Genomic DNA, 23993 nt, shown 5'->3' with positions numbered 1-23993 from the left:
TGACAAAGGTAGCGCGAAAAGGCTTCATGCTTAAACCCTCCAACCCGCAAAAGTTTAGGCTTGTTCCGGGAAATCTTTTTGCGGGGCCTCTCTGCTCATTAGATGGCATTTTGCAAAGTTGATTCTGTGTATTCCTGCGGAGAGCCCAAATAATTTAACCAGTTTTGGGGCCAGATTGCCACCCACCCCTTCTACTGCATGCGCTCCATCACCCTAGGCCTTATTCGTGAAGGCAAAACCCCGCCCGATAAGCGTGTTCCGCTCACTCCCAAAAAGTGCCTGGAAGCGCAAACTCAGTTTCCCGGCCTGCGCATTGTGGTGCAGGAAAGCCCGGTACGGTGTTTCACCGACCAGGAATACCGCGACTTGGGCCTGGAAGTGCGGGCTGACGTGGCGGACTGCGACATTCTGCTGGGCGTGAAAGAAGTGCCCCTGGCGCAGCTCATTCCCAACAAAACCTACCTGTTCTTCTCGCACACCATCAAAAAGCAGCCCGCCAACCGGGAGCTGCTCCGCCAGATTCTGCAAAAGAATATCACCCTCATCGACTATGAGATGCTCACTAATGCCCGGGGCGAGCGGATTGTGGCGTTTGGGCGTTGGGCTGGTATTGTGGGGGCCTACAACGGGCTGCTGACCTACGGCCACAAGCACGGCCTGTATGCGCTGAAACCCGCCTGGCAGTGCATTGATATGGAGGACATGCAGGAAGAGTTCTTCAAGGTGAAGCGGCTGCCGCCCATTAAAATTGCCGTTACGGGCTCGGGCCGCGTGGCCCAGGGGGCGCTGGAAGTGCTGGACCGCATGGGGCTGCGCCGGGTGAGCGTGTATGATTATCTGTACCTGGACTACAATGAGCCGGTATATACCCAGCTGCGTAGCTCTGACTATAACCGCCGCCGCGACGGCCGCGTGTGGGATACCCCGGATTTTCACAAGCATCCGCAGGAATATGAGTCCACCTTCGGGAAATTTCTGCCGGTAACGGATTTGCTGATTGCCTGTGCCTACTGGGACCCGGCTGCCCCTAAACTCTTTACCGAAGCGGATACCCGCCGCTCCGATTTCCGCATCAACACCATTGCCGATGTTACCTGCGACGTGGACGGCTCCGTGCCTACCACCAAGCGCAGTACTACCATTCAGGAACCGGCCTTCGATTATAACCCCGCTACCGGCGAGCTGGAGCCCCCGTATTCCCGGCCGGGCAACATCACGGAAATGGCGGTGGATAACCTGCCCTGCGAGCTGCCCCGCAACGCCTCCCGCGACTTCGGCCGACAGCTTATCGACAATGTGTTTCCGCACCTGCTCAGCGACACGCCCGATGATATAATTGAGCGCGCTACCATTACCAAAGGTGGTCAGCTAACGGAGCGCTACCAGTACCTGGCCGATTACGTGGCGGACTAAGGATAACTTGCTTATCAGGCGGCCGCCTTATTCCTGAATTTAAAAAAGCCTCCCGCAGAAATCAGATTTCCGTGGGAGGCTTTTTAAGTGGTTCTACGATGTACAACCAGCGTAGAGCGGTGCAGCAAAAGGCTAAATGCCGTTCAGTACGGGGTATTTTGCCCGCACCAGCATGTAAAGGCCGTAGGCCATCAGCCCCAGGGCTACCACGGCCAGAGCAGCAGGGCCCATGGCGGCCAGGAAATCAAAAGCTTCATCAGTGGTGCCTACGGCAGCAGCACGGTGCTGGCGCCCGGCCTGAATGAAGAAGTAGCCAATAATACCCAACACAATGCCCCGGGCCGTGTAGCCCAGCTGGCCCGTACGATACACAATTTGCTGCTGATTGGCCGGCAGGCCACTATCATTTACGTGTTTGCTGAAGGAGCCGGAGTAGGCGCGGTATAGCTGGTACAGGCCGGTGCCGATAATAATCAGGCCCAGCAGCATCACCAGCCACTCACCGGCCGGCCAGTTCAGCACTTTCGCTACCAGATGCTGGCGGGAGTTGCCGCCTTTATCGGCATAGCCGTTTATAGCCAGCTGGGCCGCATACCAGGCCACGCTGGCATATACCAGTCCGCTGCCGGCGTAGCCCAGCCGCCGCACCAAACCCTTGGCATCGGAGCCTTTGTTTTCGGTATCGCGCAGGGCCTGCGTAAAGCGCCAGATAATGTAGCCCAGCAGCCCAAAGGCAATCAGCCCCAGCAACACCTGGCCGCCGGGTAAGCTTTGCACGGTTTGTACGGCCTGTGCCTTATCAGCCGTTTGGCCACCCTGCTGCCCGGTAGCAGCCAGCAGCGCCAGAATGCCCATCAGAAAGTACACGACGCCTTTGGCCGCAAAACCAAAGCGGGCCAGTGCCCGAATGCCGGCTGAGGGCGAACCGGGTACTGCAGAAGAAATAGTATTGGCGAGCGACATAGAAGGAAATGAAAAGGGAGAGAACCTTCCCGCCTACGAAGAACAAGCGCAGCATGGCTAAATGAAAGCGCCCCGCTCCACCGGTTTCGGTGGAGCGGGGCGCTTCGCTTGGGGTTCTTCGTTGCTTAAAACGTGCGCTGAAACCAGGATTTGATGTCACTCAGGGTTTCGCCGGTTTTCTCCTGCATCCGCCCAAACCATTCGTCCTGCTTGCCTTCTTCATAGTCCAGGTCATTATCGGTGAGGTTACCCCACTTCTGCTTGGCCTGGCCTTTAATCTCATTCCAGTTTCCGCGGGCACGCAGCTCGGTCTTATCGTCCAGGTTATTACGATTAACGTCCATGACTAAAGGGAATTAGTGAAAAAAGTAAAAGATACTTTCCCCATGTACGTCCCATATGCAGACGTGGTTGAGTTTTTATTGCCACTGGGTAAGAGCAACAATCACTGCCACGCTCACTACTACCAGCGCCGCCCCTGCGCCCACGCCAAAACCAGCTGCTGCTTTGCCTAGCTTCTTGTTTTGAGCCTGCTGCTTATAGCCGCGTACATAATCGGGGTTTTGCAACAGCTCAGGGCGGGAAGGAATCAGGTTTTTGTCCTTGGGCGGGGTGGCCGCAATGGCCGCTCCGGTGGCAACACCCCCCAGCCCGTAGGCACTCATCGTTATAAACGTAGCCCCACAGGTGCCCCAGAAAGCCCCTTTGGCTTTAAACAGCTGCCGGGCATCAGACCGGCCCAACTGCTCGGCCTGCTGCGGGGTGAGGGCGGGCACCGTGGTGGTAGCAACGGCTTTGTTGCCCAGCACTTCTTTGGTGCCGTTGGCGTACCGGATGAGAAACACCTCGGTAGCGGGCAGCTGCAGGGTGTCGGTGCCGGTCATGTACACTACCTGGTCAGGGGTGATGCGCACCACTTTGGCCGGTAGCTCCTCGCCGGAGGTCCGCAGAATCACGTCCTGCGCCTGGGTTAAGGCCGGCATCAGCAAAAACAAGAAAAGTAGAAAGCGTTGCATACAGGGGAGGATTGAAAAAGCTGAAAAAAGGAAGAATCCGGAATTAGCGCCGCCGCGAGTTAAAGCCGAACAGCAGGCTGAAGCGGGCCCCGCCATTGCCGGGAACTACCGCAAAATTGACCGGGAAATTGACCCCGTAAGCCTGGAAGGAAGTGCCCACGGCCAGGGCAATATTGGCACTCACGGGCGTCAGGTTGGGCCCCAGGCCAAACTCAAACCCGTTTTTGCCCCGAATACCAATCAGCCCGTTTACGCTGGGGATAAACTTGCCCTGCTCCAGGCCGCCAATCAGCGGTACAATCTCAAACAGGCCGGAGGTACCGTTGGGCAGGCGGAAAATGCGCGTTTCAAACTGCCAGCCAAACTGCGTGAGGAAGGGGTTCAGACCAAACTCGTCCTTGGCCTTGTCTACCACGCCGCCCGTCAGTACCGTAATGCCGATGCGCGGCCCGCTTAGGTGTATGGGGTCGAAGGCGGGGTCCAGGTCGCCGGGTACTACGGAACCATCAGTAGGTACTGGCTGGCTTATTCGGCCGCCGGCCTGGGGCTGTGCCGCCTGAGGCTGTTGGGGCGAAATAATTTCCTTGGAGCCATTAGCGTAGCGAATCATGAACACCTCTGATTTGTACACCGAAATTAGTGGGCCTTCCGGGTTATCGAAGCGTTTGTAGGTGATGAGGGTAGGAGTTATCTCCACTACTTTCACCTGTACCTCCTCGCCGTTTTGCTTTACCAGCAAGTCCTGCGCCTGCGCCAGGCCGCTTACCAGCATCAGCCAGAATAAAAAAAGTAGTTGCTTTCCCATAGGGGGTGAGGTTAAAAGATTAATCTGGGATAAAGCTGAAGTTATTCCAGACAAGCTGCAAGACGATATAGTCCTCCGGCTGACTTCTTCATAAGTCTATGTCAGTTCGTAATAAATTGAATAATAATATTTTATATTCCAATATTCAGACTTTATAAATCTGCATATTGGACGCCTATATTTATATATTATGGATGACTTGCGCACGGCGCTGCTGGCCCTGCCCTTAGAAGAGCGAAAAGACTTCCTGCAATTCCTGCATCGGCAGGGTCGGAAAAGCAAAGGCCGCATGGATGTGCGCCTGGGCGAACTGCTGCTGCACAGGAAGGAATACACCACCGAGGAGTTGCTGGCGCTGCTGTACCCGCAGGAGCCCAACGCCGTGGCGTACTATGCCCTGCGCAAGCGGCTGCTCCGGCATTTTACTGATTATCTGGTGCTGCGCCAGCTGCAGCAGGACCCTACCACGGCCGCTACCGGGCGCGGGCTTCTGCAGCTGGCGCAATACCTTTTTGAAACCGGCGTGCCCCGGCTGGCCTGGGCCACGGTGCGCAAAGCCGAGAAGCTGGCCCAGGCCAACGACCAGTACGAGCTGCTGAACTCGGTATTTAACCTGCAGATTGCGCACGCCCACAGCGAGTATGCCGATGACCTGGCCAGCATTATCCGGCGCCGCAACCAGAATAAGAAATCGGCCGATGAAGAAGAGCGCGCCGCCATTGCCAGCAGCCTGATCCGGCAGCGCCTGCTGGAAGCCCGCGCTCTGGGCCGCAACGCCGCCTTCGATACCATTGCCCACGAGGTGCTGCGTGAGTATGATTTGCTGGAGGCCTTTGCCCGGCGCCCCTCCCTGCTCTACCAGCTGCTGTCCATTGCCCGCAACACCATGCTGGCCCGCCGCGACTTTGCCTCGTTTGAGCCGTTTATCATCCGCTGCTACCACCTCATGGAAAAGCGCCATGGGTTTGCGCCCGCGCACCGCTACTATCAGCTGGGCCTGCTCTACATGATAGCGCACGCGCTGTACCGCAACCGGCACTTTCAGCGCTCCATGGAATATCTGGAAACCCTGCGCCAAACCCTGGCCGATGGTCCCCGCAGCCTGCACGCCGAGTTCTACCCGCGCTATATTGCCCTGCTGGCGGCCAACCAGGCCTTTCTGCGCCGCAACGCCGACAGCATCCGGCTGCTGGAAAGTATGCTGCGGGGCGCTACTACGGCCCTGCGCCTCCAGGACCAGCTTACTATCCGGCTGGGGCTGGGCTTTCATTATTTCGCCGAAGGCCGCTACGCCAAAACCAACCAGGTGCTGCTGGCCATTGGCCGCTCCGACCAATGGTGCGAGCAGAAGATGGGCGTGGAGTGGACGCTGAATAAAAGCATGGGCGAAATGCTGGTGCAGCTGGAGCTGGGCAACCCCGATCTGGCCCTGAACCGCCTGCGCGCCATTGAGCGGAGCGTGCGGGAGCGGTTTGGCGAAACCGGCGCCTATCAGTATATCCTCAGCTATCTGGCCCTGGTGCGGGAAATTATTCAGGACCCGGCGGTGGCCACGCGTCCGGCCTTTGCCGAGCGGGTGGCCCAGATGCCCCACTTTCTGCCCCTGGAGCGGGAAGACCTGCAGGCCCTGAGCTTTTATGCCTGGCTGAAAGCCCGCACGCTGGGCCGGCCCTACTACGAGGTGTTGCTGGCCCTGGCCGGCGCCTGATTGTATAAACATAAAAGCGCCCCCGGCACGAAGCCGGGGGCGCTTTTATATAGAGTACTATAGCCCGTTTGGGCGGAGTACTTAGTTTTTAACTTCTTCTTTAACCTCGGCACCAGCTTCGTTGGCAGCCTGCTCGGTGGCAGTAGCAGCCTTTTCGCCGGCAGCTTCTACGGTCTGGCCAGCGCCTTCCATTGCATCATCCGTAGCGGCAGCAGCCGTGTCGGCAGCCATTTCGGTGTTAGCGGCAGCGTTGTCCATGGTGTTTTCAGCCTGGTTTTCTTCGGTCTTGGTGCAGGAAGTGGCAACAGCAGCGAAAGCAACGGCAACGAGGGCAGATTTCAGCGAGAATTTCATAAGAAGGATGTTTAGTCAGTTGGAAATGTTGCCCTTAATCAGGTTGCGGGAGAAAGGTAACCCACTGCCCCAGGGCTGGCGCCATATTTGTCGGGGCGGGGCAACGTCGGCCACCCGGCTGGCGTAGTTCTGCTTTCGGTTTCTGCTGCTTTCTTTTTTTATGATTCTGGTTCGCTTTTGCCTTTTTGCTTGTCTGTGGCTGTCGTTTTTAGTTAGCCACGCCCAATCTTCCAACGATGGTTTCGTGCGCCGCGACGGCACCATGTACGTGGTGCGCAACGGCGCCCAGCGGCCCATGACGCAGGATGTACACCTGCCCAATGGCCGCACCGTAAGCCGGGATGGATTTATTGTGGAAACCGATGGCCGCCACACGGAGCTGGCCGAAGGGCAGGGCTGCACGCTGCTGGGCGCGGTGGTTGCCGTGCATGCCGGCAGTAATGGCCAGCTAACCCTGGCCTCGCCGGCCCGTCCATCCTCCGCTACCCGTCGGGTGTCGGCTGGTTCTGGCGGGGGGCAGCGCTGGGAAGGACCGCGGGGCAAAGCCAAAGGCCACAAGAAAAAAGGCAAGCACAAAGGCTGGAAATTTCTCTTTGATGACTAACCGATAGCGCTGGCCTGCATCCGTAAACTAGTTTTCCACCGGGTCGCCGTCGGCGTCAATAAAGAAGGTTTTGCCGTCCTGCGTAACCCGGGCTTTCCCGTCAACAAAGTCGCTGGCTTGAGTGTATTGGCCAAAGGGTTCCGTACCCCGGTCGGGGTTGGCGAGGTAGCGGGGGGTAATAAAGGTATAGTGGCCTTTCATTTTTACGCGGGCCACCCCTTTATGGAAGGAATAAGCTTCCTGAAAAACCGGCGGTGGAGTTTCGCTTTCCTCGGGCCCGGTAATGTAAAACCAACCCCGCTGGTTGAGCACCGCGGCCCGGCCCTCGCTAAAGTCCAGCGCATTGTAGAAATACTGCGGAAATTCCTGGCCGTCCTCATCCACAAACGTGTACAGCTCGCCGATGCGGACCCGGGCGTAGCCATCGGCGTACGTTTTTAAGGCATCGTAAGCCGGCGGCAGCACTTCGTCCCCATCCGTATCGATAAAGCCATAAGCCCCGTCTTTCTTGACTACGGCATGGCCATTGGCGTCAAACTCTTCCACGGAGTTATAGCGGGCCGGAATCACCAGGTCGCCATCCTCATCGGCGTAGCCCCACAGGCCATCCTTTTGAAAGGGGTGGGGCGCATCGGCGGTGAGGTGGCTGAGGCCCCATAAGCTCAGGCCCACTACGGCCACGCCGGCCGCTGCCACCCCTACCCGGGGCAGGCGGCGGCGCCAGGCCCGCACGCGCCGAAATCCGGGCCCCACCAGTCCTTTCAGCTGGCTGGCGGCCGATGACTGCTGCTGAATCTGCTCTTCCAGTTGCCTGATTTTAGCATCCAGGGCCTGGTTGCGGGCCGCCGATTCGGCCTGTGAGGCGCGGATAGCTTCTTCCAGCGCCTCTTTCTCCTGGTTTTCGGTGGCCAGCTGCTGGCGTATGGTGGCGGCTTCGGGCGCTACGGCCGGGGCCTGCGCCAGTTGGGCGCGCAGCTGGGCAATGCTTTGCTCCCGCTCGACGTCGCGGGCTTCCATGGCCTGCAGCTGCCGGGCCAGCTCGGCCTGCATAGTGGCGCGCAGCTGCTCCAACTCCTGCTTTTCCTGCTGATGGGTTTGCCCGGATGTGGTTTGGTAGGCGTTGCGGTCTACATCCTCAATATCATCGGCCCCCAGCCAGCTCCAGAGCTGGGCTACTTTCTGCCGGAAAAAGTCGCCGGCATTTTCCGGGTAGGCCGGTTCCTGTTCAGGGGTATTTCCGGGAGTTGCTTCGGCCTCGGTAGGGGAGCTGCCTGCGGAGATAGTAGCCGGCGCGGCACCCAGCGTGTGGGCCAATTGGGTTAGCTCAACGGCAGAAAGATCTATTTCGGGCGTGGCCAGCTGGCTTAGCCGGCGGGTAAAGCGGGCGGGGTCTGCAAGCAGATGAAAGCTGCCGGAGCCGGGCACGGCACTCATGCCGGCTTCTACCTCCGGGGAAAAGGTAACCGGCTCGCCAAACAGCAATAGCCCGGTGGTGAAGTTCAGATTCGCCTGATCGGCCGTGAGGTGGGGGCGCAGGAAAGCAGCTAAGGCTTCTTTTTGCAGTTGAAAGGCCTGGTAGGGGTTAGCCGCGTTCTTGCAGGGCAGCGCGGCACCGCTCAGCTGCCAGGGCGCGGTGGCAAAATCAGTGAGGGTGAGGTGGCCGCCGTGGGGCTCCAGCAGGAGAATAACCACCGCGTGGGGGCGAATAAGCACGGCATCCAGCACCAGGCCGTCGGCTACGGCCAGCTGGCCCAGCAACAGGGTGTCGGGGGCCTCGGCTTCCGCTTGTAAGGCCTCCCGCACCGCTTCATACTGAGCTTGCCGGGTAGGGGTGGGGAAGGCGGAAAAGAGAACTTCGTATAACATAAGAGCAAAAAGCGGCCCGGGGCCCGGGCGCTTGTACGAAAAGGGGGCTGGCAGGGTGCCTTAACTTTTCCGGCGGCAAACAAGTATATGCCAGCACTACCTCGGCTTTTTTCGTTTCATTCTATGGATTCCATCACCCCCACTCCCCAGTCTACGCCTACTCCCACGATACCCCTGGAAGTAAGCGACGAACAAAACTCCGCCTTGGTCGAGGATACGCTCACCCTACTGAATGATGGGGTTCCCAGCCGGCAAAACAAGCATGGTCTGTCGGAAATCGGTCGTTGGGAGGAAGTGCTGCGTGCCAGCGGCCGGCCCGGCCTGGCCAAAATTACGCAGGAAATGACTGCGCTGCGCGAACAGCTCAGCCAGGAAACTCCCGATAACCACACGCTGGCCGAAATACTGGCCAGCCTGGGCAATGAAACCATTAAGGTGGCTGAAGAAGCTGCCAATGGCTACACCGCACCCCTCACGCATTTGGGTAAGATTCTCATCAAGCTGGGCTCCACGTTGTCGCGCTAGCGGCCATCCACCATCAGCTTTCAGCCAGAACGCCCGGCCACTTACGTGGCCGGGCGTTCTGTTGTCAGGTAAAGGAGTGCCGAAGCTTGCGCGGCCGGCGTACCTTTGCCGCCTATTCGCTTCTGACTTATGACTGCTGCTCCCAACCTGACCCTCTACGACCCATTTGATAGCATGCGCTTTGGCCCGCACCTGTGCTTTTTGTGCGGCGCGGCCGTAACGCCCCCCCAGGATACCGTACCGGTGTTTGCCGACTGGCTGATGGACCGCTACGACCTGCGTGCCCGCCAGATGCGCCTGCTGGATCAAAGCATTGTATCGTATGAGGAGCTGCGGATACCTTGCTGCCCTACCTGCCGCCAGCAGCACGTAGAGCCGCTGGAAGCCAACATAGCCGCGGCTGCCGAAAGCGGGCTGAACGGCCTGCGCGCCCTGCCGGAGAAAACGGTGTTTCTGTGGCTGGGCAAGATGTTTTATGGCATTCTGATAAAGGAGCTGCTCACGGAGCAGGCCCCCCTCATCAAGCCCCAGTATCCGCTGGCGGAAAACGCTCAGATGCTTCTGCGCTTTCAGGCCTTTTTTCAGGTGTTTCAGGCGTTGCGCGTACCCATTGAATTCGAGGACTTCACGCCAAGCTCCCTGTTTATTCTGGAAGTCGCCCCCGAGGAGGATACCATTGCCTTTGAGTATGACGACGACCTGACCACCATGGTCTTCAGTATTAAGCTGAACAACACCGTGCTGGTAGCCTGCCTGCTGGACAATGGCATTATCCGGCAGGCCATGCGCCAGGTATATGCCGATGCGCAGTCCCGCCCCCTGCACCCCGTGCAGATAGCAGAGTTTAAGGCCCGCGTGTACTACGCGGCCTATCTGTTTAATGTAGTGCCCGATTATTACCCGCGTACGGTACAGCCCGGCGACAGCCAGGTGGTGTACGACACCCTCATCGATGATATTACGCGGGAAATCTTTAACCCCTGGGAGAATTCAGGGTATGCGCAGTCGTTGCTGGAGATGTGGAAGCGGTGGCAGATTCCGCTCACGGATATTATGCGCGACCCGGCTCAGCCCCTGAGCTTTTTGTACGACGCCGCGGGGAAACCCCGCATCCTAACGACTTTCCCGGCCGCAGCGGCCGGGTAAACAGGTATTGGTTAAATGCTTAGCCTTCGTTCCAGGCTTCGGAAGCCGAAACCTTGGTAATGCGTACGCCTTTCCACAGACCGAAGTCGTCGCGGGTCATGCGGCCGCGAATTTCCCGCTCGTTCACCAACACATCAATGCAGTGGCGGTGGCGGCGGTTCATGGTGTCGTGAATAACATAGACGCCATCCAGCTCATCGGAAATACCCGATACCCGTACCTGGTCGCCGTACTTCAGCGGACCGCCCCAGCCTTTTAATAGGTCTCGGGATACGGCTACCCAGCGGGTTTTGCTGGAATGGTTGCGCGGAATGCGCGAGTTGTCGGCGGTGATAAACGGCTCAGAATCAGTCTGTCGTACATCGGGGGTGTACACCGTAGCCGTTACCGTATAATGAGGCAATTGCTTGGGCAGGTTGGCTGAATAGCTGCCGGGCTGCAGGGTTACCGCGCGGGGAGTGATAACCGGCGGCGCAACAATGGTGAAAGTGGCCGAATGGTTCGGCGAAGGGGGGAGCAGAGCAGTTTGGGGGGCGAAGATGAGGTTTAGCAGAAATAGAGCAATAGACATGGCGTTTGAGTTTGTGGACTTCCATTTAAGCCAGGAAGTATAAGCTTCGTCCAAATTTGACAACCCTGCCTGAGGCAAGGAGCGTACCGATGGAACGAGGCAAAGGTTACACTTTTTTTTAGATGGGTGCCTATAAGCTATATAATTTATGTTGATATCAATTTATTATTTTGTTTTATCAAGAAAATCGAGCTTCAAAAGCTTCCTAAAGATGCTATACCACACGGCGCTGCTGTTATGCCCAAGGCGAGATTTAAACTATATAATACAATTTCAATCATTTTTTAGTGCCAATATTTTACACCGATTCATATGCCGGTAATCCTTTGTTTTTGTGCGGTGTTGCCGAACACCAGCCTCCTTGGCGCGTAGGTAACTACCGCCCGGCTACCTCCCGGGTAAGACCTCAGAAAAAGCCTAGTTCCGCCATCTTATATGAAGGCGCCACCCAGCTTCCTTTCCTGGCTCAGGAGCAATTTTTTCGTTTTTATTCTCTGATGAAGCACTTCTTTCTTACTTCCCTGACTGCTTCCACCATGCTGGGCATGCTGCTGGCCGGTTGTCAGTCGGGCTCCCAGGAAGCCGGCAGCACCGCCCAGGCCCCCACCGATAGCACTGCCATTTCTACTCCTGCCACTACTTCCCCGAGCGTGGTACTGGAGCTGGTGGCACAAAACAACCGGCAATGGACCGGCATCACCATTGCCCCCAACGGCCGCCGCTTCGTGAATTTCCCGCGCTGGTCGGCTGATGTGCCTGTTTCCGTAGCCGAACTGCTGCCCGATGGCACTACCAAACCCTGGCCCGATGCCGCCCGCAATGCCTGGCAGCCCGGCGCCTCACCCGACCAGAAGTTTGCGTGTGTGCAAAGCGTGGTAGCCGATAGTAAAAACCGCCTGTGGGTGGTAGACCCCAACAATTCCGAGTTTAAAGGCGTGCTCCCCGCCGGCCCCCGCCTGCACGTTTTTGATATTGCCAGCAGCAAGCTCCTGCGTACCTATAAATTTCCGGCCGGTACCTGGAACAAGCAGTCCTACCTGAATGATGTGCGGGTTGATGTGGCCCGCAATGTGGCCTACCTCACCGATTCCGGCTCCGGCGCGCTGCTGGCGGTAGAGCTGGGTTCCGGCCAGGTGCACCGCCAGCTGGCCACCGATTCCGTCACTAAACCCAATCTGCCCTACCTCACTTTCAATGGAGAAAAGTGGACCAAACAGGTGCATTCCGATGGTATTGAGCTATCCGGCAGCGGCGACACACTCTACTTTTCCGTGCTCACTGGGGATAAGCTCTTCCGGGTGCCTACGCGCCTGCTGCGCCGGGCTACCCCTACCGATAGCCTGCATGCTGCCGTACAAACCGTTGCCACCATCGGCCCCGCCGATGGCCTGTGGCGCACCCGGGATGGTCGTATCTGGTCCGGCGCGCTTACCTCGGATGCTATTCGGGTAACCAACCCCCGCACCGGCCAAGTGTCCGACGTAGTGAAAGATGCCCGCATCCGGTGGGCCGATACGTTTGCTGAGGATGCCAACGGCTATATCTATTTCACTACTTCCCAGCTGCAGTATGAGCCCACTAAGCGGGGTAAGTACGAAATCTACCGCTTCCGCCCACAAGGGAAGTAAGCAGCAGGAATGTCCTATCAAGCTTGTCGAGGCAGCTCGCGTGAGGTCGTTGTTCTAACTATTAGAACTTTTAAACAGAACGCCATTCCATTAGAGCCGCTCAGCATGACGTTCCTATTTAACAACTTCCCACAATGACCTCACGCGAGCTGCTCCAACAAGCTTGATAGGACATTCCTGCTGCATGAAATTCTTCCTGCTTTCGATAGATTGCCGAATCCAACATAAAGTAACTCGGCTTCCTGAAAATCATTAGTTTGATTAACAGGTTTATTTGAATATGCGAATATCAGTTTTTGCTTTCTGCTATTCGCCTTTACCTTTACCGCCGTCACACCAGCTCCTACCGCATGGACGCTTACTCTTACATCGCCAACGCCCACGGCGAATATATTGACCAACTGTACCAGTCCTATAAGAACGACCCCGAGTCGGTGGATTTTGGCTGGCGCAAGTTTTTTGAAGGTTTCGACTTCTCGCAGCAATACCCCGAAGGCGGTATGCCGCAGGCCGATGGCGAAGGCGTTTTAACGACCTCGGCCAGCACCAACCAGGCCGGCGAAATTCGTGCCGTTGATAAGGTTTCGGCCGACAAGGAAACCCAGGTTCGCAACCTGATTCATGCCTACCGCAGCCGCGGCCACCTGGTGGCCCGCACCAACCCGGTGCGCGAGCGGAAAGACCGCAAAGCCCGCCTCAGCATTTCAGACTTTGGCCTGAGCGAAGCCGACCTCGACACTACTTTTAAGAACGGCGAAGTACTGGGCCTGGGCCCGAACGCCAAGCTGCGCGACATTGTGGCGGCGCTGGATAAGATTTATACCCGGACCATCGGCTTCGAGTATATGTACATCCGCGACCCGCAGGTGCTCGACTGGTTCCGCGAGAAAGTAGAAAAGGACTCGCTGAGCTTTAACCCTGGCATCGAGTACAAAAAGCGCATCCTGAGCAAGCTAAACGAGGCCGTTGTATTCGAGAACTTCCTGCATACCAAGTTTCTGGGTCAGAAGCGCTTCTCGCTGGAAGGCGGTGAAACCACCATTCCCGCGCTGGATGCCATCATCCGGAAGGGCGCAGAGCTGGGCGTAGAGGAAGTGATGATTGGCATGGCCCACCGCGGCCGTCTGAACGTGCTGGCCAACATCATGGGCAAAACCTACGAGCAGATCTTCTCGGAATTCGAGGGAACGGCCGTGCCGGATTTGACCATGGGCGACGGCGACGTGAAGTACCACATGGGCTACAGCAGCCAGGTAGATGCCGGTGGCCGCACCGTGAACCTGAAGCTGGCGCCCAACCCCAGTCACCTGGAAGCGGTGAACCCCGTGGTGGAAGGCTTCGTGCGCGCCAAGCTGGACCACGGCTACGCCAACAACTACGATAAAGTACTGCCCATCCTGATTCACGGCGACGCCGCCGTGGCCGGTCAGGGCATTGGCTACGAGGTAACGCAGATGTCGCAGCTGGAAGGCTACAAAACGGGCGGCACGGTACACTTCGTTATCAACAACCAGGTAGGCTTTACCACCGATTTTGAAGACGCCCGCTCGTCTATCTATAGCACTGACCTGGCCAAGATTATTGATGCGCCCGTGCTGCACGTGAACGGTGACGACCCCGAAGCCGTGGTGTTTGCCGTGCAGCTGGCTACTGAGTACCGCCAGCAGTTCCACGCCGATATCTTTATTGATATGGTGTGCTACCGCCGCCACGGCCACAACGAGTCGGATGAGCCCAAGTTCACCCAGCCTACGCTCTACAACCTCATCAGCAAGCACCAGAACCCGCGTGAGGTGTACAACGCCATGCTGGTGCAGCGCGGCGACGTAGACGCGCAGCTGGCCGCCCAGATGGACAAGGAGTTCCGCGACACCCTGCAGGCCCGCCTGGACCTGGTGAAGCAGAAGCCGCTGCCTTATAACTATCAGGCCCTCGAAAACGAGTGGCGCAGCCTGCGCCGCAGCAAGCCTGAGGACTTTGAGCAGTCGCCGCAAACCGGCATCAGCGAAGAAGTAGTACTGCAGGTGGGCAAGGCCCTGACAAGACTGCCTGAAGGATTCCGCCCCCTCAAGCAGATTGATAAGCTGATGGAGGAGCGCAAGAAGATGTTCTTCGACACGCGCGTGCTGAACTGGGCCGCCGGCGAGTTGCTGGCCTACGGCTCGTTGCTGGCCGAGAATCACATTGTGCGCCTGAGCGGCCAGGATGTGCAGCGCGGCACGTTCTCGCACCGCCACGCCGTACTGCACGATGCCGAAACCTCGGCCCCGTACAACTCGCTCAATCACATTGTAGCAGGTCAGGAGCAGCTGCGCATCTACAACTCGCTGCTGAGCGAGTACGCGGTGCTGGGCTTTGAATTTGGCTATGCCATGGCTAATCCCACGGCGCTGGTTATCTGGGAAGCCCAGTTCGGCGACTTCGCCAACGGTGCCCAGACCATGATTGACCAGTTCATCGTGTCCTCAGAAAGCAAGTGGCAGCGCATGAACGGTTTGGTGATGCTGCTACCCCACGGCTACGAAGGCCAGGGACCGGAGCACTCCAACGCCCGCCCCGAGCGTTTCCTGCAGCTGGCCGCCGAGAACAACATTGTGGTAGCCAACATGACCACGCCGGCCAACTTCTTCCACGCCCTGCGTCGTCAGCTGACCTGGGAGTTCCGCAAGCCGCTGGTGGTCATGTCGCCCAAATCCATGCTGCGCCACCCGCTGTGCGTGTCGCCGGTGGAGGAGTTCACCTCCGGCACCTTCCGCGAAGTGCTGGGCGACGTGTACGCCGAGGACAAGAAAGTGAAGCGCGTGCTGCTGTGCTCGGGCAAAGTCTACTTTGATCTGCTGGACGAGCAGCAGCAGTCGAAACGGACTGACGTGGCCATTGTGCGCCTGGAGCAGCTGCACCCCTTCCCCAAAAAGCAGCTGGCCGTAGAGCTGGCCAAGTACCCCAAAGCTAAGGTGTACTGGGTTCAGGAAGAGCCCGAGAACATGGGCTACTGGAACTACCTGCTCCGCTTTATGCGTCGCGAGCTGGAAGATGTGATTTCGCGTAAGCCCTCCGCGTCGCCGGCTACCGGCTACAACAAGGTGCACGTGAAAGAGCAGAAAGAGCTGGTGGCCCGTGCCTTCGGTGTTTCCACGGCGGAAGTAGAAGCCGAAAACATCAAAGCCACCGCCGAAGTAGCCAAGAAGCAGGACTAGTCCTTTGTCATTCCGACCAAAGTGAGAAATCTGATTTTACCTTTTGGAGGTGCCCCGGACTCCTCGCTTCTCTCGGAATGACAACCGCCAAAAATACCCCACCGAAACCCTTCAACACTCCCCCTATGGGTCTGGAAATTAAAATCCCCGCTGTCGGCGAGTCTATCACCGAGGTTACCATTGCCAAGTGGCTCAAGAAAGACGGCGAGGCCGTGAAGCGCGACGAAGTCATTGCCGAGCTGGAGTCAGACAAAGCCACGTTTGAGCTGCCTGCCGAAACCGATGGCGTGCTGAAAATCCGCGTGGCCGAAGGCGAAACCATTGGCATCGGAACTGTTATTGCGGATATCAACGGGGATGGTGCCGCGCCTACGGCGGCCCCCGCTGCGGCCCAGGCGCCAGCGGCCAGTGCCCCGGCGCAGCCCGCGGCTGACCCCGTAAGCAAAGGCGAGGAAAACCCCCAGGCCAGCAACCAAAGCGGCTACGGTGGCTCACAGGCGGGTTCCGCCAACACGCCTACGGCAGCCGCAGCACCGGCCAGCACCGGCGGGGGCGCTACGGTAGAAATGAAGATTCCGGCCGTGGGCGAATCCATCACGGAAGTAACGGTGGCCAAGTGGCTGAAGGAAGACGGTGCCCAGGTACAGCGCGACGAAATTATTGCCGAGCTGGAATCGGATAAGGCCACGTTTGAGCTGCCCGCCGAAGGCAGCGGCATTCTGCGCCATGGCGCGAAGGAAGGCGAAACCATCGGAATCGGGGCTACTATTGCCCGCATTGAAGGTGGTAGCGGCGCTCCGGCGGCCGTTTCAGCTCCGGCCGCTGCGCCTGCATCTACTCAGGCTGCGCCAGCTGCGGCAGCTGCGGCAGCTCCTGCCACTACCAGCTACGCTACGGGCACGCCCTCGCCGGCTGCTGGTAAAATCCTTGGTGAGAAAGGCATTAGCCCCGCCGATGTGCAGGGGTCCGGTCGGGATGGTCGCATAACGAAGGAAGATGCCCAGAACGCCCAGGCCCGTCCGGCTGCTCCGGCACCCGTTGCTGCCCCCGTGGCACCCGCCACAACTGCGCCCGCTGCCTCTGGCAACTCGCAACCGGCAACTGGCAACCGGGTGCAGCGCCGCGAGCGGATGAGCAACCTGCGTAAAACGGTGGCCCGCCGCCTGGTAACGGTGAAAAATGAAACGGCCATGCTCACCACCTTCAACGAGGTGAACATGCAGCCTATCATGGACCTGCGCAACAAGTTCAAGGACAAGTTTAAGGAGAAGCACAACGTGGGCCTCGGCTTCATGTCGTTCTTCACCAAGGCCGTGTGCGTGGCCCTGAAAGAGTGGCCCGCCGTGAATGCCCAGATTGATGGCACCGACATCGTGTACAACGACTTCTGTGACATCAGCATTGCTGTATCGGCCCCCAAAGGCCTGGTGGTGCCGGTTATCCGCAACGCCGAGGAGCTGTCGTTTGATGGTATCGAGAAAGAAATTCAGCGCCTCGCTGGCCTGGCCCGCGACAACAAGCTCACCATTGAGCAAATGACGGGTGGCACGTTCACCATCACCAACGGTGGGGTGTTCGGCTCCATGATGAGCACGCCTATCATCAACGCCCCGCAGTCGGCTATTCTGGGTATGCACAACATTGTGCAGCGCCCCATTGCCGAAAACGGTCAGGTGGTGATTCGCCCCATGATGTATCTGGCTTTGAGCTACGACCACCGCATCATCGACGGCCGCGAGTCGGTATCGTTCCTGGTGCGCGTGAAGGAGCTGCTGGAAGATCCGACCCGCCTGCTGCTGGGCGTATAAGCCCTCAGTTGCTCGTAAATCGTAAAAGCGTCTGCCTCTACTGTAGGGGCAGACGCTTTTTTATGTCGGTACCTGGTAGACTGCGTACTTTCGGGACCGAAGTAGCCTTCCTTTTGATTTATATTTTTTGCTGATGCCGCACCGGATTCTGGGAATAAACTGCAGTGGCTTTCATTCCTCCGCCTGCCTGCTGGGGCCCGATGGCCGGGTGCAGGTAGCCATTGCCGAGGAGCGGCTCACGCGCATCAAGCAGGATAAGTCGTTTCCGCGGCAGGCCATCCGCTATTGCTGTGCGGCGGCCGGCATTGGAGTAAAAGATATTACCGACGTTTTTGTGGGCTGGAACCCCGCGCCCTACCTCACGCGCCCCGACCAAACCACTGCCGATGCCTTCCAGAACCGGGGCAAGCTGGCCCAGCTGGCTCTCAATGAGCTGGTGGCCCTGCAGGGCGGCGTCGGCAGCCTGGACCAGACGTTGTACGGTTTGCACGGCACCCAAACCCGTATTCATTACGTCAACCACCACCACGCGCACATGGCCAACGCCCTGCTGCCGTCCGGGTTTGCGGAGGCGGATGTGTTTGTGGCCGATGGTTTTGGCGAGACAACCACTGGCCTGCTGGGCACAGCCTCCGCGCACGGTTTTGAGGAGCTGGCCGCCAACCGCACGCCCCACTCGCTGGGCCTGTTCTACGCCGCCTTCACCGATTTCCTTGGCTTCCGCCCCAACAGCGACGAGTGGAAAATTATGGCCCTGGCCGCCCGCGGCAACTGGCGCACCTACTACGAGCGGCTGCGCCCGCTCATTCAGGTGCAGGGGCTGCACTACGAGCTGGACCTGCGCTACTTTGAGTTTTTCCTGTTTTTCACGCCGCACTACTACTCCCCCAAGCTGGTAGAGCTGCTGGGCCCGCCCTTGGCCCCTGGGGCCGCGCCTACGCAGCGGGAGTATGATATTGTGGCAGCCGTGCAGCACATTACGGAGCAGGTGGTGTTTGAGCTGCTCAACAACCTGCACCGGCAAACCGGCCAGCGGAAGCTGGTGCTGGGCGGGGGCGTGCTGATGAACTCCGTGCTGAACGGCAAGCTCCGGCACCACACGCCCTACCACGAAATCTTCATCGGCGGCACGCCCGATGATACCGGTATCAGCGTGGGCAGTGCCCTCTACGGCCGGCATTTTGTGCTGGGCGAAAAGAAAATACAGGAACCCGCCCGCCATAATTTCTTTGGCCGGGAGTACCCGGAGGTGGAAATTGAAATGGAGCTGGAGCGCCGCAAGCTGCGTTACCAGCGCCCGATGGATATCGTGACGGAAACGGCCGCGCTGCTGCAGGCCGGGAAAGTAGTAGGCTGGTTTCAGGGGGCTTCGGAGCTGGGGCAACGGGCCCTGGGCCACCGCAGCATTCTGGCCAACCCCACGCTGGCCGCTATGAAAGAGCAGGTAAATGCCAGCATCAAGTACCGGGAAGGCTTCCGGCCCTTTGCCCCGGCCGTGCCCGAAGCCCATCAGCAGGACTACTTCGACCTGTTGCCCGGCGAGACGTCCTACTTCATGGAAAAGGTGTTCCCTCTGCGGCCCGAGGCCCGGGAGCAGCTGCCCGCCGTCACGCACGATGACGGCACCGGCCGGCTCCAGACGGTGTGCCCCACTACCAACCCGTTGTTTCACCAGCTGCTGCTGGCCTTTGGGCAGCTCAGCGGCGTGCCGGTGCTGTTGAACACTTCCTTCAATCTGAATGGCATGCCGCTGGTGGAGTCGCCTGCAGATGCGCTGGATTGCTACTTCCGCTCCGGCCTGGATGCCCTGGTGCTGGGGCCGTTTTTGCTGTTGAAGCAGGAGGTCTAAGGGAAGCAAGGGAATCAGCCTAAAAAGAAAAAGCCCACCCGAAATTGCTTCGGGAGGGCTTTTTGTATAGGGAAATCAGGGAAACTACGCGGTTTGGGCCCGGGAAAACAGGGTGGCCAGCTTGTGCTTGGCTTCCTCGGCTTTGCTGCCGGAGAATTGCTCTTCTACGGTGCGTTCCAGCAAGGAAATCCAACGCTGGGAGCGGGTGCCCTGGGTATTCAGCACGGAGTGCAGCGGGATAGGCTCGTTTTCCCGGTAGCGGGTGGTGCCCAGCAAGGTGCTGCTCCAGTAATCATAGAGGGAAGTGAGGTGGCGGGGCCAGTGAATCTGGGCTACGGCCTGGCACAAGGGCGCCAGAAGCTCGTCATCATTTGCTTTGCTAAAAGCGGTATCTACCAGCGTCTTAATGTCGCCTTCGTTCCGGATGTCGTGGAGAGCTGCAGAAGATTTCATAGCAGGTGAGGGTTGACGGGTGGATACGTAGCGAATTTACGCAGGTTTCACGGAATTCGCATTCGATTGCAGGAATTTTGTTGCAAATTTTTCTTCTAACCGTCCAAATCACCGCTTTCCGGCTAGATAATCTGCAACGGATTGCGGGCCTGCGCCATACGATACTCGAAAATGGTAGCAATGTTGCCAGCTTTGCGAATGGCATCATCGGCTACGGGGCCGGCAAAATGGGCGTCTACATTTTCAGTGAACAGCGTAAGCCAGCGGCGAAAGTGCTTGCTGTCAATGGGCAGAACGAGGTGTTTGGGGAAGGGTCGGCCCCGGTAGCGGCTGGTGCCGAGCAGCAGGCTGCTCCAGAAGTCGTACATGATAGGCAGGTGCTTTTCCCAATGCACCTGGGCTATTTCGTTAAAAATGGGGCCGAGCAGCTCATCGGCATTTACTTTATCGTAGAACCGGTCTACTAGTAAACGGATGTCGGCTTCGGTGGAAATATCAGAAAGCGGGGCGGGGGCAGACATGGGTAAGAAACGTCGAATGCAAAAAGAAATGACTTAGGCAAGCTGGGCAGCGGGAGCTTGCGAGTGAAATGCCTGGCGTTGCGCATGGCGGAAAGCCAGCACACCAGTGAGTAGCAAAGCGGCTACTTTACTCACTTCCAGAATAATATATACTACGTGCTGCGAACTGGGAGGGGCAGGATGGCCGGCTAATAAGGCTTCGGCGCGCACATCCAGGGCGGGCAGCAGCCACAGGGTTTGGGCCAGCAGCACCAGCAGGGCCGTGAGCAACGTTAGCCAGATGTGAGAAGGCAGCCGCAGCCGCCCGGCACATACCAGCGCCACCACGCTCAGGGCCAGCTCTACTTTGTTCAGGGCCTGAAACACAATGCGGCCAATGCCTAACCCCAGCGGCACCGTAATGTGCGGGGCCGTGAACTTAAGCGGGGCTTCGAGAAAGGAAATAGCCAGCACCATGCCCGCCCACATAAACAGGGCCAGCACGAGCAGCAGGGATAAGGTACTTGGAGAGGAACGCATAGCAAAAAGTAGGCAGGGAAGGGAAACGGACCGCGAATTTACCATTCAAAATTGCGGCGTGGCCCGGGCAGGCGGGCTGATGACTGTCATCCAGGAAGCTGACTTTCCTCAGGTTTTGCCCCCGCCCGGGGCCGGACCTTTGCTTAATCCATCAGTCCTTGAATGCCGTGGCCGCTTCCGTTTCTGAAACTACCGTTCACGTAGCCTGCACCCACTGCGGCGACGACTGCCCCGGGCAACCTGTTCTGCTGCAGGAGCAGCCCTTCTGCTGTCAGGGCTGCAAAGCCGTGTACGAGCTGCTGCAGACCAATAACCTCTGCCAATACTACTCCCTGGACGAGCACCCCGGCCGCAAAGTAGCCGACGTAGAGCTGCCCGGCCGCTTCGACTATCTGGATTCCGAAGCCGTGCAGGCTCAGCTGCTCAGTTTCCGCAGCCCCTCGCTGGCCCGCCTCACGCTTACCTTGCCCCAGATGCACTGCGCTTCCTGCATTTACCTGCTGGAGCACTTATACCAGCTGGATACCGGCGTATCGGAGGCCCGGGTAAACTTTCTGCGCAAGGAAATCAGCCTGAGCTACCAGCCCGATGCTACTAGCCTAAAAAACGTGGTGAAGCTGTTGGCCTCATTGGGCTATGAGCCGCAGATTACACTGGCCGAGCTGGGTGGCCCCGCCGCGCAGGTAAACCGTACCATATACTACCAGTTGGGGCTGGCGGCTTTCTGCTTTGGCAACGTGATGCTGCTGGCCTTTCCGGAGTACTTCTCGTTCACGGGCCAGCTGGCGGCGGAGTTCGGCCGCTTCTTCGGCTATCTGAGCTTGCTGCTGAGTTTGCCGGTGCTGCTGTTCAGCGCCCGCGACTTTTACCGCTCGGCCTGGGCCGGGCTGCGGCAGCGCTACATCAACCTCGATTTTCCCATTAGCCTGGGGCTGACTTCGCTGTTCACGGTAAGCGTGTACGAAGTCCTCACGCACCGCGGCCCCGGCTACTTCGACTCCTTCACGGGGCTGGTGTTTTTCATGCTGATTGGCAAATGGGTACAGCAGCGCACCTACGACGCCCTGCGCTTCGACCGGGACTTTACTTCCTACTTCCCCGTGGCCGTTACGCTGCTCACGCCGGCCGGCGAGAAGTCGGTGTCGGTGAAGGAGCTGCAGGTGGGGCACCGCATCCGGGTGCGCAACCAGGAGGTTATTCCCGCCGATGCCATGCTGATGCGCGGCACCGGGCAGATTGACTATTCCTTTGTATCGGGGGAAAGCGCGCCGGTGGCCAAGGTGGCCGGGGAGGTGGTGTACGCCGGCGGCCGGCAGGTAGGGGAGGCCGTAGAGCTGGAGGTGGTGCGCGAAGTGTCGCAGGGCTACCTCACCCAGCTCTGGAACAACCCCACCTTTCAGAAGCAGACCCACGCCACCCTGGAAACCTACGCCAACCGCGTGGGCCGCTACTTTGTGGGCGTTACGCTGCTGCTGGCGCTGGGCACTATTGTGTATTGGTTTCCCCGCGACCAGCAGATGATGTGGCGCGCCTTCACCTCCGTGCTGGTTATTGCCTGCCCCTGCGCCCTTTCGTTGGCTACGCCTTTTGCCCTGGGCAGCGCCCTCACGGTTTTTGGCCGCCGCAAATTCTACCTCAAAAATTCCGCCGTGGCCGAAGTGCTGGGCCGCGCCGATACTATTGTCTTCGATAAAACCGGCACGCTCACAGACGTGAAACGCTCTGCCGTGGAGTACGAAGGCCCCGCGCTAAGCCAGTCGGAACGGCAGGCCCTGGCAGCGCTGGTAACCCAATCCACCCACCCGCTGAGCCAGCGGCTGGCCGAGGAGCTGCCGGCCGGGGAAGGCCCGGTAACGGATTTCCGCGAAACGCCCGGCCAGGGTCTGCGCGGCACCGTGGCGGGGCAGGAGCTGCGCGTGGGCTCGGCCACTTTTGTGGGGCTGACCTCCGATAAAGCCAGTGCCACTACTACCGATGCCCTGCAGTCCCGGGTGTACGTGCGCCTGACCGATGGCCGCACCGGCTGCTTCCGCTTCCGCAACGTGTACCGCGTCGACCTACCCAAAATCCTGGCCGACCTGGGCCAGCGCTACCAACTGGCCGTGCTTTCCGGCGACAACGACTCCGAGCGGGCCCGCCTGCGGGAGCTGTTCGGAGCCAAGGCCGAGCTGCGCTTCCGCCAGAGCCCCGAGGATAAGCTGGCCTACGTGGCGGAGCTGCAGCAGCAGGGCCGCACCGTTATTATGCTGGGTGATGGCCTGAACGATGCCGGGGCCCTGCGCCAGGCCAACGCCGGCATTGCCCTAACCGATACGCTCAGCAATTTCTCCCCCGCCTGCGACGCCATTCTGGATGCCGGCAGCTTTGGTAAGTTCAGCACGTTTCTGCGCTTCACCCAAGACTCACTGCAGATTGTGCTGGCCACGTTCGTGCTGTCCTTTATCTACAACGGCATTGGCTTGGGGCTGGCCACGCAGGGCCGGTTTACGCCCATTGTCTCGGCTATTCTGATGCCCATCAGCTCGCTCACCGTTATCATTTTCTCCACGCTGCTGGTTCGCTACGCGGCCTACAAGCGCAACCTCTGATTCTGTATGGAAATCATCTTCGGCCTTATCACCATCAGCCTCATAGTGGCCATTCTGTTCCTGGTGGCTTTTGTGTGGGCCGTGCGCACCAAGCAGTACGACGATACCTACACGCCCTCCGTGCGCATGCTCTTCGAGGACGAACCCATGGACCCGCCACAAAAGCCGTAGCACGTTTAGTCGCACGTACCGCATAGTAGCGCACATAGTAGCGCGAAGCTCCGGCTTCGCGTACGAGCGCAGCGAGTAGCAGGCGTCTGCATACATATTTTCAACGCGTAGGAACTCGCGTTGCTCGTACGCGAAGCCGGAGCTTCGCGCTACTAAGCGCGCTACTGTTTCCGTGCTACCGTTTCCGTGCTACTGTTCGGATTACAGTTCGCGCTACTTGAAGGCAGCCATCTGCCGCCAATGGCCGTAAGCAGCAGTCTTACTTTCTGATGATATAACGGATATACG

At 58.7% G+C, this 23993-nt stretch carries 21 protein-coding genes; 11 read left to right on the top strand and 10 right to left on the bottom strand.

Features of this window, described 5'->3' with window-relative positions; genetic code table 11:
* Window positions 1-198 precede the first annotated feature (198 nt).
* On the top strand, window positions 199-1413 hold the full coding sequence (locus PK28_RS00430) for an NAD(P)-dependent oxidoreductase (protein WP_044510304.1): 1215 nt from the start codon (window positions 199-201) through the stop codon (window positions 1411-1413).
* A gap of 132 nt (window positions 1414-1545) precedes the next feature.
* Here the strand turns inward: PK28_RS00430 and PK28_RS00425 are convergent, their stop codons facing one another.
* From PK28_RS00425 to PK28_RS00410, 4 genes are all read right to left on the bottom strand, one after another.
* Window positions 1546-2376, bottom strand: a complete 831-nt coding sequence (locus PK28_RS00425; protein WP_044510302.1) for a DUF1206 domain-containing protein — start codon at window positions 2374-2376, stop codon at window positions 1546-1548.
* A 125-nt stretch (window positions 2377-2501) separates the two neighbouring features.
* The gene (locus PK28_RS00420) at window positions 2502-2720 is read right to left on the bottom strand and encodes a CsbD family protein (RefSeq protein WP_044510300.1); all 219 of its coding nucleotides are present in this window, start codon (window positions 2718-2720) and stop codon (window positions 2502-2504) included.
* Window positions 2721-2795: 75 nt separating this feature from the next.
* Window positions 2796-3392 (bottom strand): hypothetical protein, encoded by a 597-nt coding sequence (locus PK28_RS00415; protein WP_044510297.1) that lies wholly within the window; start codon window positions 3390-3392, stop codon window positions 2796-2798.
* Between the two features lie 43 nt (window positions 3393-3435).
* On the bottom strand, window positions 3436-4197 hold the full coding sequence (locus PK28_RS00410) for a hypothetical protein (protein ID WP_044510295.1): 762 nt from the start codon (window positions 4195-4197) through the stop codon (window positions 3436-3438).
* 190 nt (window positions 4198-4387) lie between these two features.
* Here PK28_RS00410 and PK28_RS00405 point away from each other — a divergent pair, with 190 nt between their 5' ends.
* Window positions 4388-5905, top strand: a complete 1518-nt coding sequence (locus PK28_RS00405) for a hypothetical protein (protein WP_044510292.1) — start codon at window positions 4388-4390, stop codon at window positions 5903-5905.
* Window positions 5906-5986: 81 nt separating this feature from the next.
* Here the strand turns inward: PK28_RS00405 and PK28_RS00400 are convergent, their stop codons facing one another.
* Entirely contained in the window at window positions 5987-6259 is a 273-nt protein-coding gene (locus PK28_RS00400; protein WP_044510289.1) for a hypothetical protein, read from the bottom strand.
* Window positions 6260-6419: 160 nt separating this feature from the next.
* Here PK28_RS00400 and PK28_RS00395 point away from each other — a divergent pair, with 160 nt between their 5' ends.
* Window positions 6420-6863, top strand: a complete 444-nt coding sequence (locus PK28_RS00395) for a DUF6799 domain-containing protein (protein WP_044510288.1) — start codon at window positions 6420-6422, stop codon at window positions 6861-6863.
* A 27-nt stretch (window positions 6864-6890) separates the two neighbouring features.
* On the opposite strand, the gene PK28_RS00390 is transcribed toward PK28_RS00395, so the two are convergent.
* Window positions 6891-8729 (bottom strand): WG repeat-containing protein, encoded by a 1839-nt coding sequence (locus PK28_RS00390; protein ID WP_044510285.1) that lies wholly within the window; start codon window positions 8727-8729, stop codon window positions 6891-6893.
* A gap of 123 nt (window positions 8730-8852) precedes the next feature.
* Between PK28_RS00390 and PK28_RS00385 the strand changes: the two genes are divergently transcribed.
* Window positions 8853-9254 carry a hypothetical protein gene (locus PK28_RS00385; RefSeq protein ID WP_044510283.1) on the top strand — a complete coding sequence of 134 codons (402 nt, stop codon included), beginning with the start codon at window positions 8853-8855 and terminating at the stop codon, window positions 9252-9254.
* A gap of 129 nt (window positions 9255-9383) precedes the next feature.
* Window positions 9384-10400 (top strand): hypothetical protein, encoded by a 1017-nt coding sequence (locus PK28_RS00380; RefSeq protein ID WP_082016881.1) that lies wholly within the window; start codon window positions 9384-9386, stop codon window positions 10398-10400.
* Window positions 10401-10419: 19 nt separating this feature from the next.
* On the opposite strand, the gene PK28_RS19465 is transcribed toward PK28_RS00380, so the two are convergent.
* Entirely contained in the window at window positions 10420-10971 is a 552-nt protein-coding gene (locus PK28_RS19465) for an RlpA-like double-psi beta-barrel domain-containing protein (protein WP_052430500.1), read from the bottom strand.
* 497 nt (window positions 10972-11468) lie between these two features.
* On the opposite strand from PK28_RS19465, the gene PK28_RS00370 reads away from it, so the two are divergent.
* The 4 genes from PK28_RS00370 to PK28_RS18710 all read left to right on the top strand — a co-directional run bounded on the left by PK28_RS00370 (window position 11469) and on the right by PK28_RS18710 (window position 19453).
* The gene (locus tag PK28_RS00370; RefSeq protein WP_156126173.1) at window positions 11469-12599 is read left to right on the top strand and encodes an L-dopachrome tautomerase-related protein; all 1131 of its coding nucleotides are present in this window, start codon (window positions 11469-11471) and stop codon (window positions 12597-12599) included.
* Between the two features lie 350 nt (window positions 12600-12949).
* Entirely contained in the window at window positions 12950-15796 is a 2847-nt protein-coding gene (locus PK28_RS00365) for a 2-oxoglutarate dehydrogenase E1 component (RefSeq protein WP_044510281.1), read from the top strand.
* 125 nt (window positions 15797-15921) lie between these two features.
* On the top strand, window positions 15922-17604 hold the full coding sequence (odhB, locus tag PK28_RS00360; protein ID WP_044510279.1) for a 2-oxoglutarate dehydrogenase complex dihydrolipoyllysine-residue succinyltransferase: 1683 nt from the start codon (window positions 15922-15924) through the stop codon (window positions 17602-17604).
* Between the two features lie 133 nt (window positions 17605-17737).
* Window positions 17738-19453, top strand: coding sequence for a carbamoyltransferase family protein (locus PK28_RS18710; RefSeq protein ID WP_048825358.1), 1716 nt, complete (start codon window positions 17738-17740; stop codon window positions 19451-19453).
* Between the two features lie 84 nt (window positions 19454-19537).
* On the opposite strand, the gene PK28_RS00350 is transcribed toward PK28_RS18710, so the two are convergent.
* The 3 genes from PK28_RS00350 to PK28_RS00340 form a co-directional block, all read right to left on the bottom strand.
* A complete protein-coding gene (locus PK28_RS00350; RefSeq protein ID WP_044510277.1) occupies window positions 19538-19906 on the bottom strand; it encodes a group III truncated hemoglobin in 369 nt (122 codons plus the stop codon).
* 122 nt (window positions 19907-20028) lie between these two features.
* Entirely contained in the window at window positions 20029-20427 is a 399-nt protein-coding gene (locus PK28_RS00345; RefSeq protein ID WP_044510276.1) for a group III truncated hemoglobin, read from the bottom strand.
* Window positions 20428-20460: 33 nt separating this feature from the next.
* Window positions 20461-20946, bottom strand: coding sequence for a hypothetical protein (locus PK28_RS00340; protein ID WP_044510273.1), 486 nt, complete (start codon window positions 20944-20946; stop codon window positions 20461-20463).
* 167 nt (window positions 20947-21113) lie between these two features.
* Between PK28_RS00340 and PK28_RS00335 the strand changes: the two genes are divergently transcribed.
* Together PK28_RS00335 and ccoS are read left to right on the top strand one after the other, a co-directional pair.
* On the top strand, window positions 21114-23534 hold the full coding sequence (locus PK28_RS00335) for a heavy metal translocating P-type ATPase (RefSeq protein ID WP_044515884.1): 2421 nt from the start codon (window positions 21114-21116) through the stop codon (window positions 23532-23534).
* A 6-nt stretch (window positions 23535-23540) separates the two neighbouring features.
* Entirely contained in the window at window positions 23541-23705 is a 165-nt protein-coding gene (ccoS, locus tag PK28_RS19650; RefSeq protein ID WP_065814121.1) for a cbb3-type cytochrome oxidase assembly protein CcoS, read from the top strand.
* Window positions 23706-23993: the final 288 nt, after the last annotated feature.

The organism is Hymenobacter sp. DG25B, from assembly GCF_000801315.1.
Lineage (GTDB): Bacteria > Bacteroidota > Bacteroidia > Cytophagales > Hymenobacteraceae > Hymenobacter.
This window is presented reverse-complemented; position numbering and strand designations above follow the sequence as displayed.

What these genes read in the sequence shown, in the direction of transcription:
- ccoS (WP_065814121.1), top strand. Translation starts at nt 23,541, where the DNA reads ATGGAAATCATCTTCGGCCTTATCACCATCAGCCTCATAGTGGCCATT.
- odhB (WP_044510279.1), top strand. Translation starts at nt 15,922, where the DNA reads ATGGGTCTGGAAATTAAAATCCCCGCTGTCGGCGAGTCTATCACCGAG.
- PK28_RS00390 (WP_044510285.1), bottom strand. Translation starts at nt 8,729, where the DNA reads ATGTTATACGAAGTTCTCTTTTCCGCCTTCCCCACCCCTACCCGGCAA.
- PK28_RS00365 (WP_044510281.1), top strand. Translation starts at nt 12,950, where the DNA reads ATGGACGCTTACTCTTACATCGCCAACGCCCACGGCGAATATATTGAC.
- PK28_RS00400 (WP_044510289.1), bottom strand. Translation starts at nt 6,259, where the DNA reads ATGAAATTCTCGCTGAAATCTGCCCTCGTTGCCGTTGCTTTCGCTGCT.
- PK28_RS00385 (WP_044510283.1), top strand. Translation starts at nt 8,853, where the DNA reads ATGGATTCCATCACCCCCACTCCCCAGTCTACGCCTACTCCCACGATA.
- PK28_RS00340 (WP_044510273.1), bottom strand. Translation starts at nt 20,946, where the DNA reads ATGCGTTCCTCTCCAAGTACCTTATCCCTGCTGCTCGTGCTGGCCCTG.
- PK28_RS00420 (WP_044510300.1), bottom strand. Translation starts at nt 2,720, where the DNA reads ATGGACGTTAATCGTAATAACCTGGACGATAAGACCGAGCTGCGTGCC.
- PK28_RS00395 (WP_044510288.1), top strand. Translation starts at nt 6,420, where the DNA reads ATGATTCTGGTTCGCTTTTGCCTTTTTGCTTGTCTGTGGCTGTCGTTT.
- PK28_RS19465 (WP_052430500.1), bottom strand. Translation starts at nt 10,971, where the DNA reads ATGTCTATTGCTCTATTTCTGCTAAACCTCATCTTCGCCCCCCAAACT.
- PK28_RS00380 (WP_082016881.1), top strand. Translation starts at nt 9,384, where the DNA reads ATGACTGCTGCTCCCAACCTGACCCTCTACGACCCATTTGATAGCATG.
- PK28_RS00405 (WP_044510292.1), top strand. Translation starts at nt 4,388, where the DNA reads ATGGATGACTTGCGCACGGCGCTGCTGGCCCTGCCCTTAGAAGAGCGA.
- PK28_RS00430 (WP_044510304.1), top strand. Translation starts at nt 199, where the DNA reads ATGCGCTCCATCACCCTAGGCCTTATTCGTGAAGGCAAAACCCCGCCC.
- PK28_RS00425 (WP_044510302.1), bottom strand. Translation starts at nt 2,376, where the DNA reads ATGTCGCTCGCCAATACTATTTCTTCTGCAGTACCCGGTTCGCCCTCA.
- PK28_RS00370 (WP_156126173.1), top strand. Translation starts at nt 11,469, where the DNA reads ATGAAGCACTTCTTTCTTACTTCCCTGACTGCTTCCACCATGCTGGGC.
- PK28_RS00415 (WP_044510297.1), bottom strand. Translation starts at nt 3,392, where the DNA reads ATGCAACGCTTTCTACTTTTCTTGTTTTTGCTGATGCCGGCCTTAACC.
- PK28_RS00350 (WP_044510277.1), bottom strand. Translation starts at nt 19,906, where the DNA reads ATGAAATCTTCTGCAGCTCTCCACGACATCCGGAACGAAGGCGACATT.
- PK28_RS00345 (WP_044510276.1), bottom strand. Translation starts at nt 20,427, where the DNA reads ATGTCTGCCCCCGCCCCGCTTTCTGATATTTCCACCGAAGCCGACATC.
- PK28_RS18710 (WP_048825358.1), top strand. Translation starts at nt 17,738, where the DNA reads ATGCCGCACCGGATTCTGGGAATAAACTGCAGTGGCTTTCATTCCTCC.
- PK28_RS00410 (WP_044510295.1), bottom strand. Translation starts at nt 4,197, where the DNA reads ATGGGAAAGCAACTACTTTTTTTATTCTGGCTGATGCTGGTAAGCGGC.